The following is a 14,206-nucleotide window of genomic DNA, read 5'->3' as shown; positions in this document are numbered from 1 at the left end:
ACTTAAACCATGTTCCCGCTGCGCTCTAAAGTAACTACCGTCGGACGCCAAGCCTCCGGTGCGCGTGCCTTGTGGCGCGCTACCGGCACCAAGGAAAATGACTTTGGCAAGCCGATTGTCGCCATCGCCAATTCTTATACGCAGTTCGTGCCTGGCCACGTGCACCTGAAAAACGTCGGCGATATCGTCGCCGATGCCGTCCGCGAAGCCAGTGGCGTGCCCAAGGAGTTCAACACCATTGCTGTGGATGACGGCATTGCCATGGGACATAGCGGCATGTTGTACTCTTTGCCTTCGCGCGAGATCATCTCCGATTCCATCGAGTACATGGCCAATGCGCATACTGCCGATGCCCTCGTCTGCATCTCCAACTGCGATAAGATCACCCCGGGCATGCTCAATGCCGCGATGCGCTTGAATATCCCCACGATCTTCGTTTCGGGCGGGCCGATGGAGGCCGGCAAGGCCGTCGTGGTCGATGGCGTTGCCCATGCACCGACCGACCTGATTACCGCAATCACCGCATCCGCGAACGACAGCGTTAGCGATGCCGGTTTGGCCCAGGTCGAAGAATCCGCCTGCCCCACCTGCGGTTCCTGCTCCGGCATGTTTACCGCCAACTCCATGAACTGCTTGACCGAGGCTCTCGGCTTGGCGCTTCCGGGCAATGGCACCACCCTGGCTACCCACAGCGCGCGCCGTGAGCTCTTTGAAAAGGCCGGCTCCACCATCGTGGATATGTGCCGCCGCTACTACGGCGAAGAAGACGAGTCCGTCCTCCCCCGCAATATCGCCACGAAGGAAGCCTTTACCAATGCTATGGCCCTCGATATGGCCATGGGCGGATCCACCAACACCATCCTGCACACCCTCGCCGCAGCGCAAGAGGGCGAAGTGGACTTCACGCTGGATGATATTAATGACATCTCCTACCGCGTGCCTTGCCTGTCCAAGGTCGCGCCCAACGGCACCTACCACATTGAGGATGTGCACCGCGCCGGCGGCATTCCGGCCATCTTGGGCGAGCTGCGCCGCGCGGGCCACCTCAACCTCAAGGTGCACACCGCCCTCTATGACAATGCGGAGCAGTGGCTCGATGATTGGGATATCCGCAATCCCCGCGTAACCGATCAGGCCCGCGAGCTGTACTACGCCGCCCCCGGTGGCGTGCGCACGACGGAGCCGTTCTCCCAGTCCAACCGGTGGGATGAACTGGATACTGACGCGGTCAATGGCTGCATTCACGATGCCGACCACGCCTTTTCATCCGACGGCGGACTGGTGGTCTTGCGCGGCAACCTAGCGCCGGACGGGGCCATCGTCAAGGCGGCCGGCGTGGAGGAAGAACTGTGGACCTTCTCGGGCCCAGCCCGCGTGGTGGAGTCCCAGGAGCAGGCCGTGTCCATCATCTTGAATAAAGAGGTCCAGCCCGGCGATGTCGTCGTCATTCGCTACGAGGGCCCATCCGGCGGCCCCGGCATGCAGGAGATGCTCCACCCGACGTCCTTCCTCAAGGGCGCAGGTTTAGGCAAGGCGTGCGCCTTGATTACCGACGGCCGCTTTTCCGGCGGCACCTCCGGGCTCTCCATCGGCCACATCTCCCCGGAGGCCGCCCACCAGGGCCTTATCGGACTCATCGAAAATGGCGATACCATTTCCATCAATATCCATGAGCGCGAGCTCACGCTCGACGTAGACGATGATGTTCTGGAGCGCCGCCGCGCCGCGCAAGAACAACGCGAAAAGCCGTGGACCCCGGTGGACCGCAACCGTCCCATTACCAAGGCGCTGCGCGCCTACGCCGCAATGGCGACCTCCGCGGACCGCGGCGCGGTGCGCGTGGTAGACGGCTTTGTGAACTAGCACAATTGGCTGCTAAATCGCTGTGACCTCGGTGGGGGTGCGAGCTCTGTAGTTAAAAATCGCGTAGTTTGTATCGCGATGAAATTCGCTCGTACCCCGTTATTCCGATATACCGTGGCCCTGCTGGGGTTCCTTTTCGGCGCCTGGAAGGTCGTTGAAGACACCTGCATCACAGACTTCCCCATCGATATGGTGGTCTACCGCGAGGGCGTCAAGGCCTTCCTCGAGCACCGCTCCGTCTATAGCGCGCCGATGCCCGCCGGCGATATTCAGCTGCCCTTCATTTATCCGCCCTTTGGCGCCTTGGCGATGGTACCGCTGACGGCCTTCGACGCCATCGACCACACCCTGGCCGGCAATATCATGGTTATCCTTTCGGATCTCCTTGTGCTCGTGTGCCTTTACTTCGTTTTCAGGGCGGTGCTCAAGAAGCCAGAATTCCTCTTACCCGTAACCGCCATTACCTGGGCCATTGTCTTACACTTTGAGCCGGTTGACCTCAATAACAACTATGCCCAAATCAATATAGTGGTCATGGCGCTTGTTATCCTCGACCTCGTTCCGCGCAAGCAATTCCTGCCGCAGGGAATCCTCATCGGCGGGGCGGCCGCCATCAAGATCACGCCTCTGGCGATGCTGCTGTACTTCCTTGTGCGCAGGGAATGGAAGCAGATTGCCACCGCGTTGCTCTCCGCCGTAGCGGCCACTCTTCTTGCCGCGGCCTTCCGCTGGGAGGCGTTCGTGGAGTTCTTCAGCTCCACACTGCTCGACATGGGCTCCGGCCGTGACTTCGGCGTGGGAACCGACTATCAGTCAAATAGCTCCATCAAGGGCGCCATTCAGCGCATCTATCCATCCACCGAATCCATGGAGGCGAATGGCCTGACGATAGGCCTCGCGTGGATCGCGGCGTCCCTTATTGTCATCATCGTTGCGGCATGGCTCATCAAGCGCTTATGCGCGGAGCAGTTGCTTGTCGATGCCCAATTGGTCACCGCCCTCACCGTCCTGCTCATCTCCCCTGTTTCTTGGTCCCATCACTGGGTCTGGCTCACGCTCATCATCCCAGTCTTCGCCTACCGCGCGTGGAGCTGGCTTTCTACCGGATGGGCTGCCCGCAGCCTCCTGGCCGTGCTCATCGCCTGGGCAGCCCTGCTGCTCACCGTTCCACCGAAGTGGTGGTGGGGAGATCAAGTCGATATCCATGCCATGAACCACTTCCAGAAATTCTGGATGGATGACTTCGTCTGGCTCACCGTGTTTACCGTAACGCTGTATACAGCCGCGTTCATTGCCGCCCAGCGCAAGCAGACCACACGTAGCGCTACTCCTGCTCCGCTAGCGACTTAAGCGCGGCGAGGTGGGCATCGAATGCGGACTTGCCGGTAGCGGTGAGCATAACCCACACGGTGTCCTTATCGCGGGAAGACCCGTACTCGCGGAATCGGCTGATATAGCCTTCCTTTTCTAGGGCGGTTAATTGTTTGGATAAGGTGGCGGCCGATTGCCCCACCTCTTCCCGCAGCGCCGCGAAGCGCATTTCGCGGCGCACCTGTCCCTCCACCGCACCTCGCGCGTTTAATACCGCACAGATTTTGAAGCGATTGAGCGGATAGATAACCGGGTCAATATCACTGAGCACTACGGCCCTCTCCTTGCCGCGCTGCAACGTCCAAGGCTCGAGATTGCAGCACCCAGACCATTGCCACTGCCCACACCGCGATGAAGATTACCAGAGCCCACATGTGCTCACGCAGCATGTTGGTGACAAAGATCGGGATAAGTATTACTGCCATCCCCGCGTAGTATTTCTTATCGGCCTTGGGCTGGGTATACGGATCCTGGCGATAGCTGGTCCGCACCTTGCCCTGGTAATGAAGTAGCGCCCACACCATGAGTCCTATAAGGACAAAGTAGAAAATCAGAAACGCGACGGGGTGCATTATCTCTGCGAATACGGTCATTCCCACATAGAACGCTGCCAATGCGATCACTAGGAGGATATTTTGCACAAGCCGCTTTCGCTCAGCGCCTTGATCCTGCAGGCTGTCATTAAACTCGAGCGACTTCTTTAGCTCATCTTCCATCTTCTACCACCATCTCCAAAATCCAGGATTCCATACTTTCCGTTATGGCAATTCTTTCACTTTCCATAGCGGAAAGCAAGGGTGGAAGGAAATCCCCACCGCATTAACTGCGGCGGGGATTCACTTACACGGTAGCGAGTAACAGGCTAAGCAATGGGGTTTACTGCCGCGCCAAAGAACCACACGGCAACCAAGATGGCGATACCGACCACCACAAAGACCCACGACGTACCCAGTGGGCGCCGCGCCCAAGAGCGGCCAAAGTCCAAGGAAATAAAACCAGGACCGGTAAATTGCAGGCCAATCGCGACCACAAAAAGTACCAGCGATAGCCATACCGAGTCCGGCCAGTCAAAGACCTCCAGACCAGCACCCGATTCCGCCAGCTCGTGCAATGCGGTGAAACCGGTAACGACCAAGCCAAGCATGGCCGCAAGCGGGCTAATCAGGCCCAAAAGGAGGAATGCTCCGGCGATCAGCTGCACGGTCGGCACCGCTAGGGCAAAGGAATTAGCCCAAGCGTACTGCGAGTAATCGCTTTCCAAGCCGGAGACTCCGGCGCCATCGCCCAGCGAGAAGAACGTGGCTACGCCGGCAATCATAAGATAGGCGCTCATAGCCAAGCGGACAAAAAAGAGACCAAAGTAAATGGTGCCACGACGCCCATAGCGCTTATAGCCTTCCTTATCCTCCTGCTCCTGCTGAAGCTTGCGCTCTTGTTCCGCCAGCTCTTCAGGGGTTAGGGAAACATCTTCTGCCGCAATACCTTCGGTCTGCGCCGCCGCTGCGGGATCCAATACCGCGGTATCCTCACCTGCGGATTGCTGGTTTCCCTGCTGTGAAGCCCCATTAGCGGCAGGGTTGGACAAAACTTCCGTCTCCGCCGCCTCTTGCTTCTGCGGCCGAATTTCTTGCGGTTCGGCGCGCCCTGCGCGGGCAAAGACATCGGGGTTATCCTGCCGCATGGAATCGTAGGCTGGGACATTAAGATCCTCGTCTAAGGGATTGGCTTTATCCGGTTGCTGCTTATCGCTCATATGACCAATTTAAGACAGTTGCCTGCAGTTTTGCGGTACCGTTAACGGCGCGCCGCAATTGTTCCCGCACCCCTCTTCCCCTAGCTCCCATCTTGTCGTAATATCAACAATGTCATATAGTTGACGTATAAACATTAATTGTCGGCGGGATACTTCCCCCGCCTTATGAATCCACCAGAATTGGGAATGACTCGATGACTTCACACGACTCCGACTGGGCAGGAGATGCCCGCAATGCGTCACCAGATGGCGAGTTTATTCGCGATACCACCTATATCGAAGACCGCATTTCACCTGAAGTATCCGAGGTAACCGCGCAGGACGATGGTACCTTTTATTGGCCCATGGAGGCTGGCCGTTACCGCCTGGTTGCAGCCCGCGCTTGTCCGTGGGCGCACCGCGCGGTCATCGCTCGCCGCCTGTTGGGCTTAGAGGACTCCATTTCCTTGGCCCTCGCCGGGCCCGTGCACGATGCGCGGTCCTGGACATTCGACCTAGACGAGGGCGAAGTAGACCCGGTTTTGGGCTACAAGCGCCTGCAGGAAGCCTACTTCGAGCGCTTTCCGGACTATCCCCGCGGGATTACCGTGCCCGCCCTAGTCGAAGAATCTACGGGCCGGGTGGTCACCAATGATTACCCCTCTATGGTGCGCGATTTTATTGAGCAGTGGACCAACTTCCAGGCAGAAGGCGCCCCCGATCTCTTCCCTAAGCAGCACCGCGAGGAGATGGAGGAACTCAACGAGTACATCTTCCACGGCATCAATAATGGCGTGTACCGCTGCGGTTTTGCCGGCTCGCAAGAAGCCTACGAAGAGGCCTATGACCAGCTGTGGGAGGCGCTCGACTGGGCCGAAGAGCGCCTGGGCACCCAGCGCTATATGGTTGGCGAACACATTACCGAGACCGATATCCGCCTGTTTGCCACCCTCGTGCGCTTCGATCCGGTGTATTACTCACACTTCAAGTGCTCACGCCACAAGATCCAGGAACTGCCCAACCTGCGCGGCTACCTGCAGGAACTATTCCAGCTACCGGGCTTTGGTGATACCACCGATTTCACCGAGATCAAGCAGCATTACTTTGCCACGCACACGGAAATCAACCCCACCCGCATCGTTCCGGTGGGACCGGATATGTCTTGGTTAGCAGAGCCCCATGACCGCGATCGCTTTGGCGGCCAACCCTTTGCCCCCGGCGTGCGTCTCCCGGGTCCCATTCCCTCCGGCGAGGAAGTAAAGAATCCGGAAGACTTGCAGCTTAAGCTCTTCCCAGCCCCGCAGCCGCGTTAATCACGGACCGCGTCAGATCGCTTAAGACCTCAGATTCTAGGCGCCAACGCTGCCAGTAGAGGTCGATGTCGAGCTGGCGGTCATCGAGAAGCAGCAGCTCTTTCGATTCCACCAGTGGCTGAGCCTGAGCCTGCGGCAATAGCCCCCACCCCAGGCCCACGCGCACGGCCTCCAGGTAACCTTCCGAAGAAGGAATCTGCGAAACCCTGGCGCGCACGACGTGAGAATCAATAAAGCGCTCGCGCATAGCATCATCGAGCACCTGATCATTGGGACCATAGCCCACCAGCGGCATCGTCTCCCAGGTAAACCGCCCTGAATGAAAGCCCTCCGCGATATGCGGGGCGGCAACGGCGAAATAGCGCATGGTCCCCAAGAACGTGGAATCGCACCCGGATACCGGCGAATGCTCCCTCGTTACCGCACCCAAGACATCGCCGCGCCGCAGCATCGCGAGCGTGCGGGCCTCATCCTCAATGCGGATGCGCAGGGCAACGTCTCCCCGCTGCGCGGTATCGCTTAATACCTGCGTAAACCAGGTGGCGAGCGAGTCGGAGTTGATGGCCACCGACAAGGGCACGCGCGCTAGGCGCTGGCCCAACCGGGCATCGGTTTCCGCCTGCACCAACGCCATACGCCGTGCCGCCTGCACCAGGATCTCCCCGGCTTCCGTCGCCCCCACCGGATTCGCCCGCCGCACCAGCACGCGGCCGGTGCTCGCCTCCAACGCCTTGATGCGCTGGCTTACCGCAGACGGAGAAATCCCCAGGACCGAGGCGGCGACCTCAAAGCTTCCTTCTTCCACGATAGCCAGCAAGGTTTCCAAATGTACCGGGTTCATGAAGCTATTCTAAACCATATGAAGATAGATTAACTGGACTTATTTACCGCTTAGATTCACACTAGAGGCATGTCCATCGTGCTTGCTGGTTTTGTGCTTGGTTTGTCCCTCATCGTGGCCGTCGGCCCCCAAAATGCGATGCTGTTGAAATACGGCATCCGCCGCGATCACATCGGGCTCATCATCGTGGTGTGCGCGCTTTCCGATGTCATCCTCATTACCTCCGGCACCGCCGGTGTCGGCTACCTGGTTGAGCGCTTTCCCAATGCGCTTGAGGCGCTCAAGTACATCGGCGCAGCATACCTCGCCTTTTTCACCTTCACCTGCTTCCGCGATGCCTTCAAAACCAAGGGCGAGGCCATCGACGTGGAATCTACTTCCCCGAATTCGACCGAGGAAGTAGCGACCTTCGACGGCGACGGCGACAGCACGGGTGGGGCCGGCACCGAGCACGGTTCTGTCGCCACCGCTACCGCCACCCAACGCCAAGAGATCAAGCGCTCGCCCTCTTGGGTCAAGCCGCTTCTTACAGCGCTGGCGCTAACCTGGCTCAACCCTGGTGCCTATGTCGACGTTTTGGTCATGCTCGGCGGCATCGCCAACCAGTATGGCGACCCCGGCCGGTGGCTGTTCGCCGGCGGTGCCATCGCCGCCAGCTTTACATGGTTCCCCGTCATTGGCTTTGGCGCTGCCCGCTTCTCCCACGTTCTCTCCCGCCCCGAGGTATGGCGCTGGATCAACGTTGGCATCGGCGTCATCATGATTGGCCTGACCCTCAAGCTCCTCCTGCTGTAATCCCCTAGCCCAGCTCCAGCCCCAAGCGTTAAAAGGGGGCATCGGCAAGCACAAGGTATAGAAAATCCCTCCCCCGGGAAATCCAGGGGAGGGAAATTTATTGCTCTAAGGCGAGATTACTTCTGGGAGCTTTCGGCTTCAGACGACTCATCGTCTTCCTCTGGGTCACCGATAGCACCGGTTTCTTCGATCCACTTTTCAATCTCTTCCGGCGAGCGGTCGTGCTCTACGCCCTCGCGTTCGATGTAGTAGGTGTGATCGTCCTGGTTTTGCTTCTCAAATTCTTCCTTATCAAAGTCCACATCGTCATCACCGTCGAGCTTTTCCGTCACCTCGGTCACGAGCTCTTCATAGAGGGACTCACTATCCATATTGGAATCCTCGAGGTGCTGGCCAATCTCGTCGTCGTAGCGATCCGCGTCGTATTCCTTGTTCGGATTCAGCTTCAGGTGCATCAGCGAACGCACGCGCTCGCGGCGCAGCGCCTCGTCCTGAATCTTGGACTGGCTGCGGAACCATGCAAAGACCAAAACGGCCACCATCGCAATACCCATGTAACCGATGACCGGGTAGACGTACTGCATCAAGGTCTTGAAGCCGAAGAAGGAGACGCCGAAGCCCGCGAAACAGCCAGCGATGAAGATAACGCGGAACTTGGCCTCATTGCCCGCGGAAAGGCGCTTACCCAATGCGTAGAACATACCGATGGCGGTATTGAAAATCATCAGGTAAATAACGATGGCCATGATCCCGCCCAAGACTGGGTTGACGCTATCGACCAAGGACAGCATCGGGATATCGGAGCCCTCGATCTCCTCGGCGTTCATCAACAGCGCAAAACCTGCCAGGCCCATCATGACGGAGTAGACGATGCCACCAAAAATACCGCCCCAACCGGCCTCGCGCGGGCTAATATTATCGCCGCCGATAACCAGGGACATGGATACCGCCAGCATCAAAGCCAGACCGTTGTAGTTCAGCGCGGAGACCAACCAGTTGCCAATCGGGGTATCGATTTGGCTAGAGGCTTCCATCGCTGCGCCAATATCGTCCGGCATATGGAACATGGTGTAGATGGCCACGCCAATGACGGCGATGATGATGGACGGGGTGAGCATACCGATGACCTTGGACACCTTATTGACGTCCATCATGCCGACGGCAATCACGAGCCCCAGCATCAGCGTCGAGCCGATCCAAGCCGACCAACCAAATTGCTGCTCCATATTGGAACCTGCACCGGCCAGCATCACGAAGCCGATGGCAAAGAGCGTGATGATAACGGCCACGTCCAATAGCTTGGACACGATGGGATGGGTGACTTTGCGGAAGACCGTGTTGTGCTCAGTGGCGTGGAAATAGCTGCCCAATTGCAAGAACACGGTGCCCGCCAGCGTCATAATGGCCGCTGCGACAATAATGCCGGCAATACCCCAGGAGCCGAAGGCGGTGAAATATTGCACGACCTCTTGGCCCGTAGCAAAGCCTGCGCCTACCAGCAGGCCCACGAAGGACATGGCCATGGCGAGAATATTTTTATAAGACACAGTTGCCTAACTTTTGTAGCGGATAATTTTCACACACCAGTGCGCGAGTTCCAGGCCCCCTCCTTATCCCCCGACGCATGCAGGGAGGCGCGGCGCAGGAGTGTGCTCCTGTGCACATGGTACGTAAGCCAATAACGAAATCCTACTTGCACGTGCGTGAAATACAATACAACATCTTTTGTCGATGAAGTAGCTTACATACTTAATCCGCGAAAGTTTCTGTATCAATGACGAAGCGGAACTTTACATCACCGGCGACAACCCGCTCATAGGCTGCGTCAACGTCATCAACGCCCACCTTTTCGATGACCGCGCCAATACCGTGTTCTGCACAGAAGTCCAGCATCTCTTGGGTTTCGGCAATGCCGCCAATATTGTTTCCGGTCAATACCTTGCCGCCACCGACGAGGTTGCCCATGGTGATTCCCAATTCCTCTGGGGGGCAGGCCGACCACAGACATGATCCCCCGGGGCTTCAACAGCTGCAGGTAGTCATTGAGGGAATAGGAGGCGGAAATGGTAGACAAAATCAGATCGAACTCGCCCTTGTAGTTAGCAAAGAAATCGGGGTCCTCACCCGATGCCAGTACCCGCTTCGCGCCGAGCCCATAGGCTTCTTGTTCCTTGCGCAGGGACCGGGAAATGACGGTGACCTCAGCCCCCTTGGCGGCGGCGATCTGCACACCCATGTGGCCCAGTCCGCCAAGGCCAACGATGGCTACCTTATCGCCTTCCTTGACCTGCCACCGGGCCAAGGGCGAGTAGGTGGTAATACCGGCGCACAAGAGCGGGGCGGCAACATCAAAGTCGAGGCCTTCTGGAATCGTCAACACGAAATTCTCATTGACCACGACCTTTTGCGCATAGCCACCCTGGGTAATGGTTCCATCAACGTCTTCAGAGTTATAGGTTCCCACCGAGCCGTTCAGGCAGTTTTGCTCCTGCCCATTGCGGCACTGCTCGCACACCCCACAGGAATTGACCAAGCAGCCCACACCCACGCGGTCGCCCGCCTTAAACTTGGTGACCTTGTCCCCTACCGCTTCGACCACGCCGGCGATCTCGTGACCCACCGTCAGCGGGAAGTGGGCCTCGCCCCACTCATTGCGAATGGTGTGAATATCCGAGTGGCAAATTCCGGCCGCCTTGATATCGATGACGACGTCATCCTCGCGCGGATCGCGGCGTTCGATTTCTACGGTGCGAAAGGGTGCATCTGGGCTCGTTTTTTGCAGAACTTTAGATTTAATTGGCATGTCACATAGTCTACGCTTTACCGCCCTGACCTGCCCAAATGAAAACTATGGTCAATTTAAAACCGCGAAAGCCAGCCTCCGACCCCCTGTGGAAGCAGGGACGAAGACTGGCTCGGTCAGTGGCGTATTAGCTCAGCTTCTCCGCGATCAGCTTATTAACCTGGCCCGGATCCGCCTTGCCCTGCGTCGCCTTCATCACGGCACCGACAATCGCGCCGGTCACCTTCTTATTGCCGGCGCGGTACTTCTCCACGATGTCTGGGTTAGCGTCAAGGGCATCATCTACTGCCTTTTCAATGGCACCGTCATCGCGCACGACCTCGAGGCCGCGCTTGGCGACGACCTCGTCAACGTCGCCCTCGCCCGCCAGCACGCCATCGACGGCTTGGCGCGCCAACTTGGTGGTCAGTTTGCCTTCCTTGACCAAGGCGATGACGCGGGCAATGTGGGCTGGGGTGATATCCAGTTCGGCCAGGGTCTTGTCCTGCTCATTGGCCTTACCTGCAAGATAAGACACCCACCAGGAACGAGCCTCGTCCGGCTTCGCGCCGGCTTCGACCGTCTCCACGATGAGGTCCAGTGCGCCCGCGTTGACTAGGTCGCGCATCTCCTCGTCCTTAATGCCCCACTCCTTTTGGATGCGGGCGCGGCGGACCCACGGCAGCTCCGGAAGGGTTGCGCGCAGCTCTTCTACCCACTCGCGCGGGGCGATGACCGGCGGCAAATCCGGGTCATTGAAGTAGCGGTAGTCTTCCGCAGTCTCCTTCGGGCGCCCCTTGGAGGTAGAGCCATCGGTTTCTTGGTAGTGGCGGGTCTCCTGTTCGATGCTGCCGCCATCTTCCAGTACCTGTGCCTGGCGCTGCATCTCAAAGCGCACGGCCTGCTCTACCGAGCGCATGGAGTTGATGTTCTTCGTCTCGGTACGGGTACCGAATTCTTCTTGGCCGATAGGGCGCAAGGAAAGGTTGGAGTCCACGCGCATGGAACCTTGGTCCATGCGGGCATCGGACACGCCCAATGCCGCGACGAGCTCGCGCAGCGCCGATACATAGGCCTTCGCCACCTCGGGGGCGCGCTCGCCGGCACCGATGATGGGCTTGGTAACGATCTCAATGAGCGGGATGCCCGCGCGGTTGCAGTCCACCAGGGATGCGGTAGCGCCGTGGATGCGGCCATCGGCGCCGCCCAGGTGGGTCAGCTTACCGGTGTCTTCTTCCATGTGGGCGCGCTCGATTTCCACGCGCCATTCCGTGCCGTCTTCCAGCACGACGTCGAGGTAGCCGTCATAAGCAATCGGCTCATCGTACTGGGAGATCTGGTAGTTCTTTGGCTGGTCCGGGTAGAAGTAATTCTTGCGGGCAAAGCGCGAGGATTCCGCGATGGAGCAATTGAGCGCCAGGCCGATTTTGATTGCGCCCTCCACGCCCTTGGAATTAACCACGGGAAGAGCCCCGGGAAGGCCCAGCGATACCGGATCGGTATTGGAGTTAGGGGCTGCGCTGAAGTTCGTGGCAGAAGTGGAAAACATCTTGGTTTCCGTATCCAGCTCCACGTGGACTTCCATGCCCATTACCGGTTCATATTTGTCGAGGACCTCGTCGAAGTCCATCAGGTCATACATCGCAGCAGTCATGCGTGCCATCTTAATACGTCCGTGCACTCTCGTGCGCTAGCCCCTAGGGTGACTGTCATGACGACTCCACATACAGTAGACACTTCGCTTGTCGATGCCCCACTCATCAACATCGCCGTCTTTTCCACCGCCCCCTCTACCGAAGAGATCAAAGAGGCCATTACCGGCACGTTTTCGGGGCGTGCCGGCGAGATTACTCCCGGCAAGAACCCGGGCAGCCTCGTCGTTCCTATCGATGGCGCGTTTGTCCTGCACTACCAGACCATCGATTCCGCACCCACCCCAGATAGTTACGGCCTCCACCCCATCTTGAGCGCCGATGCCGGCGACCTCAACACCGCGGGAACCCAGGTGCTGGTCTCGGTCCTTCCGGATAATCAGGAACACGACCTCTCTCACCAATTCCGCGAGCCGCGCCGCGAGCACCTAGAGCTGCTGTCCCAGGCGACGACCGCGGTAGCCCAGCACCCCAACTGCCTTATCATCCACAACCCACGCGGCAACGTCTCCATCTCCCCCGCGATGTTTAATGATGCCGTGCGCAATAACCTCGCCCCCATGCACATCGCGCCGGTGTGGATTACGCAATCGGGTGGCGAGCTCCGCGGCTACTCCATGGGCCTAGTCCAAGCGGGTCACCCGGAAATTCAGGCGCGCACCAGCTCGATGGATCCCACGGACCTCTATTACAAGTTGGCAAATATCGCCGACCACATCCTGCAAGGCGCCACCGTCAAAGGCGGCGATACCTTAGCCTTCGAGGAAGGCCAAGCCCCACTAACCATCACGGAGGAGCCCTGGTTCGTAGACCAGAACTTCCCCGCTGTCACCATTCATTTTTAGCTGGCTTTGGCCTTGCGGGCATCGCTAAAGCGGCACAGGGCAGCCAAGATCGCGCCGGACAAGTTGTGCCACACAGAAAAGACGGCGCCGGGCAAGGCGGCCAGTGGGCTCATATAGGAAGAGGCAAGGCTGGTGGCTAACCCGGAATTCTGCATTCCTACCTCCACAGCCATGGTGCGGCGGACCGGAACCGGCTGGCGGGTAAAAAGGCCTGCGAGGTAGCCCAAGCCATAGCCGCACGCATTGTGAATGACCACAGCGGCAAAGACCAGCGCACCGGCGGTGGCTATATTGTCATGTGCGCCACCAACAACAATGCACACGATCAAGGCAATCGCGGTAACGGAGATCCACGGCAATGCCGCCTGAATCTTTGCCACGAGCCGTGGAAGCAGCATGCCGATGATAATGCCCGCGATGACCGGAACGAGCACCACCTTGACGATGGACCACGCCATCGACGCCGCGGAGACCGGCATGTATTCGCCCGCCAACCACAAGGTCAAAAGCGGGGTGAGGATGGGCGCCAAGAGCGTGGAGATGGAGGTCATGGTCACCGAAAGCGCGACATCGCCGCGCGCTAAGTAGGACACCACGTTAGAGCTCGTGCCGCCTGGGGCGCAGCCGACCAAAATCACTCCGGCCGCAACCGCCTCTGGCAGGTCCATGACTGCCACCACGGCGAGCGCGATCAGCGGCATAATGACGAACTGTGCCACCACGCCAAGCACCACCGGCAGCGGCCGTCGCACCACGAGCACAAAATCGACAGGCTTGAGGGTAAGCCCCATGCCGAACATGACGATGCCCAGCAGCGGGGTTACCTGCGGGGCAAAGGATGCCGCAGTATTCGGGGCGATGTAGCCAATAATGCCACCGATGATAACGAGTATGGGAAAGCCCAGCGCCGCGATGAGCGCCTGCCGTTCTTCCTGTTTTTCTGTAGCGCTATTGGTACTCATAAACAAAAGAATACCCTCCCACCATGTGAGAGGGCGATCTTAATATTCGA

General features: G+C 58.7%; 12 protein-coding genes and 1 pseudogene. 5 read left to right on the top strand and 8 right to left on the bottom strand.

Going from position 1 to position 14,206, the window contains the following annotated elements; all coding sequences use genetic code 11:
- The first annotated feature begins 9 nt into the window (after nucleotides 1-9).
- Both ilvD and ACP8IT_RS05425 read left to right on the top strand, forming a co-directional pair.
- Nucleotides 10-1,863 carry a dihydroxy-acid dehydratase gene (gene ilvD, locus ACP8IT_RS05430; protein WP_490290546.1) on the top strand — a complete coding sequence of 618 codons (1,854 nt, stop codon included), beginning with the start codon at nucleotides 10-12 and terminating at the stop codon, nucleotides 1,861-1,863.
- Between the two features lie 78 nt (nucleotides 1,864-1,941).
- Complete coding sequence (locus tag ACP8IT_RS05425; protein WP_490290545.1) at nucleotides 1,942-3,213, top strand: glycosyltransferase 87 family protein; 1,272 nt, start codon at nucleotides 1,942-1,944, stop codon at nucleotides 3,211-3,213.
- Here the strand turns inward: ACP8IT_RS05425 and ACP8IT_RS05420 are convergent.
- From ACP8IT_RS05420 to ACP8IT_RS05410, 3 genes are all read right to left on the bottom strand, one after another.
- The gene (locus tag ACP8IT_RS05420) at nucleotides 3,188-3,505 is read right to left on the bottom strand and encodes a transcriptional regulator (RefSeq protein ID WP_005280248.1); all 318 of its coding nucleotides are present in this window, start codon (nucleotides 3,503-3,505) and stop codon (nucleotides 3,188-3,190) included. The two genes, ACP8IT_RS05425 and ACP8IT_RS05420, sit on opposite strands and share 26 nt — an antisense overlap.
- Nucleotides 3,495-3,950, bottom strand: a complete 456-nt coding sequence (locus ACP8IT_RS05415) for a hypothetical protein (protein ID WP_023017819.1) — start codon at nucleotides 3,948-3,950, stop codon at nucleotides 3,495-3,497. The genes ACP8IT_RS05420 and ACP8IT_RS05415 overlap by 11 nt, the downstream gene beginning before the upstream one ends.
- Nucleotides 3,951-4,096: 146 nt before the next feature.
- On the bottom strand, nucleotides 4,097-4,987 hold the full coding sequence (locus tag ACP8IT_RS05410) for a DoxX family protein (protein ID WP_490290544.1): 891 nt from the start codon (nucleotides 4,985-4,987) through the stop codon (nucleotides 4,097-4,099).
- Nucleotides 4,988-5,181: 194 nt separating this feature from the next.
- Here ACP8IT_RS05410 and ACP8IT_RS05405 point away from each other — a divergent pair, with 194 nt between their 5' ends.
- The gene (locus ACP8IT_RS05405) at nucleotides 5,182-6,279 is read left to right on the top strand and encodes a glutathione S-transferase family protein (protein ID WP_490290543.1); all 1,098 of its coding nucleotides are present in this window, start codon (nucleotides 5,182-5,184) and stop codon (nucleotides 6,277-6,279) included.
- On the opposite strand, the gene ACP8IT_RS05400 is transcribed toward ACP8IT_RS05405, so the two are convergent.
- Complete coding sequence (locus ACP8IT_RS05400) at nucleotides 6,248-7,120, bottom strand: ArgP/LysG family DNA-binding transcriptional regulator (RefSeq protein WP_023017816.1); 873 nt, start codon at nucleotides 7,118-7,120, stop codon at nucleotides 6,248-6,250. The two genes, ACP8IT_RS05405 and ACP8IT_RS05400, sit on opposite strands and share 32 nt — an antisense overlap.
- A gap of 69 nt (nucleotides 7,121-7,189) precedes the next feature.
- Between ACP8IT_RS05400 and ACP8IT_RS05395 the strand changes: the two genes are divergently transcribed.
- Nucleotides 7,190-7,915, top strand: coding sequence for a LysE/ArgO family amino acid transporter (locus tag ACP8IT_RS05395; RefSeq protein ID WP_023028699.1), 726 nt, complete (start codon nucleotides 7,190-7,192; stop codon nucleotides 7,913-7,915).
- 116 nt (nucleotides 7,916-8,031) lie between these two features.
- Here the strand turns inward: ACP8IT_RS05395 and ACP8IT_RS05390 are convergent, their stop codons facing one another.
- From ACP8IT_RS05390 to gatB, 3 genes and pseudogenes are all read right to left on the bottom strand, one after another.
- The gene (locus tag ACP8IT_RS05390) at nucleotides 8,032-9,462 is read right to left on the bottom strand and encodes a YkvI family membrane protein (RefSeq protein ID WP_005282500.1); all 1,431 of its coding nucleotides are present in this window, start codon (nucleotides 9,460-9,462) and stop codon (nucleotides 8,032-8,034) included.
- 202 nt (nucleotides 9,463-9,664) lie between these two features.
- A pseudogene (locus ACP8IT_RS05385) lies at nucleotides 9,665-10,718 on the bottom strand (NAD(P)-dependent alcohol dehydrogenase).
- A 127-nt stretch (nucleotides 10,719-10,845) separates the two neighbouring features.
- The gene (gene gatB / locus ACP8IT_RS05380; RefSeq protein ID WP_034653655.1) at nucleotides 10,846-12,351 is read right to left on the bottom strand and encodes an Asp-tRNA(Asn)/Glu-tRNA(Gln) amidotransferase subunit GatB; all 1,506 of its coding nucleotides are present in this window, start codon (nucleotides 12,349-12,351) and stop codon (nucleotides 10,846-10,848) included.
- 57 nt (nucleotides 12,352-12,408) lie between these two features.
- Between gatB and ACP8IT_RS05375 the strand changes: the two genes are divergently transcribed.
- On the top strand, nucleotides 12,409-13,194 hold the full coding sequence (locus tag ACP8IT_RS05375) for a DUF4261 domain-containing protein (protein WP_023028695.1): 786 nt from the start codon (nucleotides 12,409-12,411) through the stop codon (nucleotides 13,192-13,194).
- On the opposite strand, the gene ACP8IT_RS05370 is transcribed toward ACP8IT_RS05375, so the two are convergent.
- The gene (locus tag ACP8IT_RS05370) at nucleotides 13,191-14,156 is read right to left on the bottom strand and encodes a bile acid:sodium symporter family protein (RefSeq protein WP_490290542.1); all 966 of its coding nucleotides are present in this window, start codon (nucleotides 14,154-14,156) and stop codon (nucleotides 13,191-13,193) included. The genes ACP8IT_RS05375 and ACP8IT_RS05370 overlap by 4 nt on opposite strands.
- Nucleotides 14,157-14,206 lie beyond the last annotated feature (50 nt).

It is taken from the genome of Corynebacterium sp. LaCa_23, from assembly GCF_058182375.1.
The sequence above is the reverse complement of the archived record's forward strand: the minus strand, read 5'-3'. Positions and strand labels throughout refer to the sequence as shown.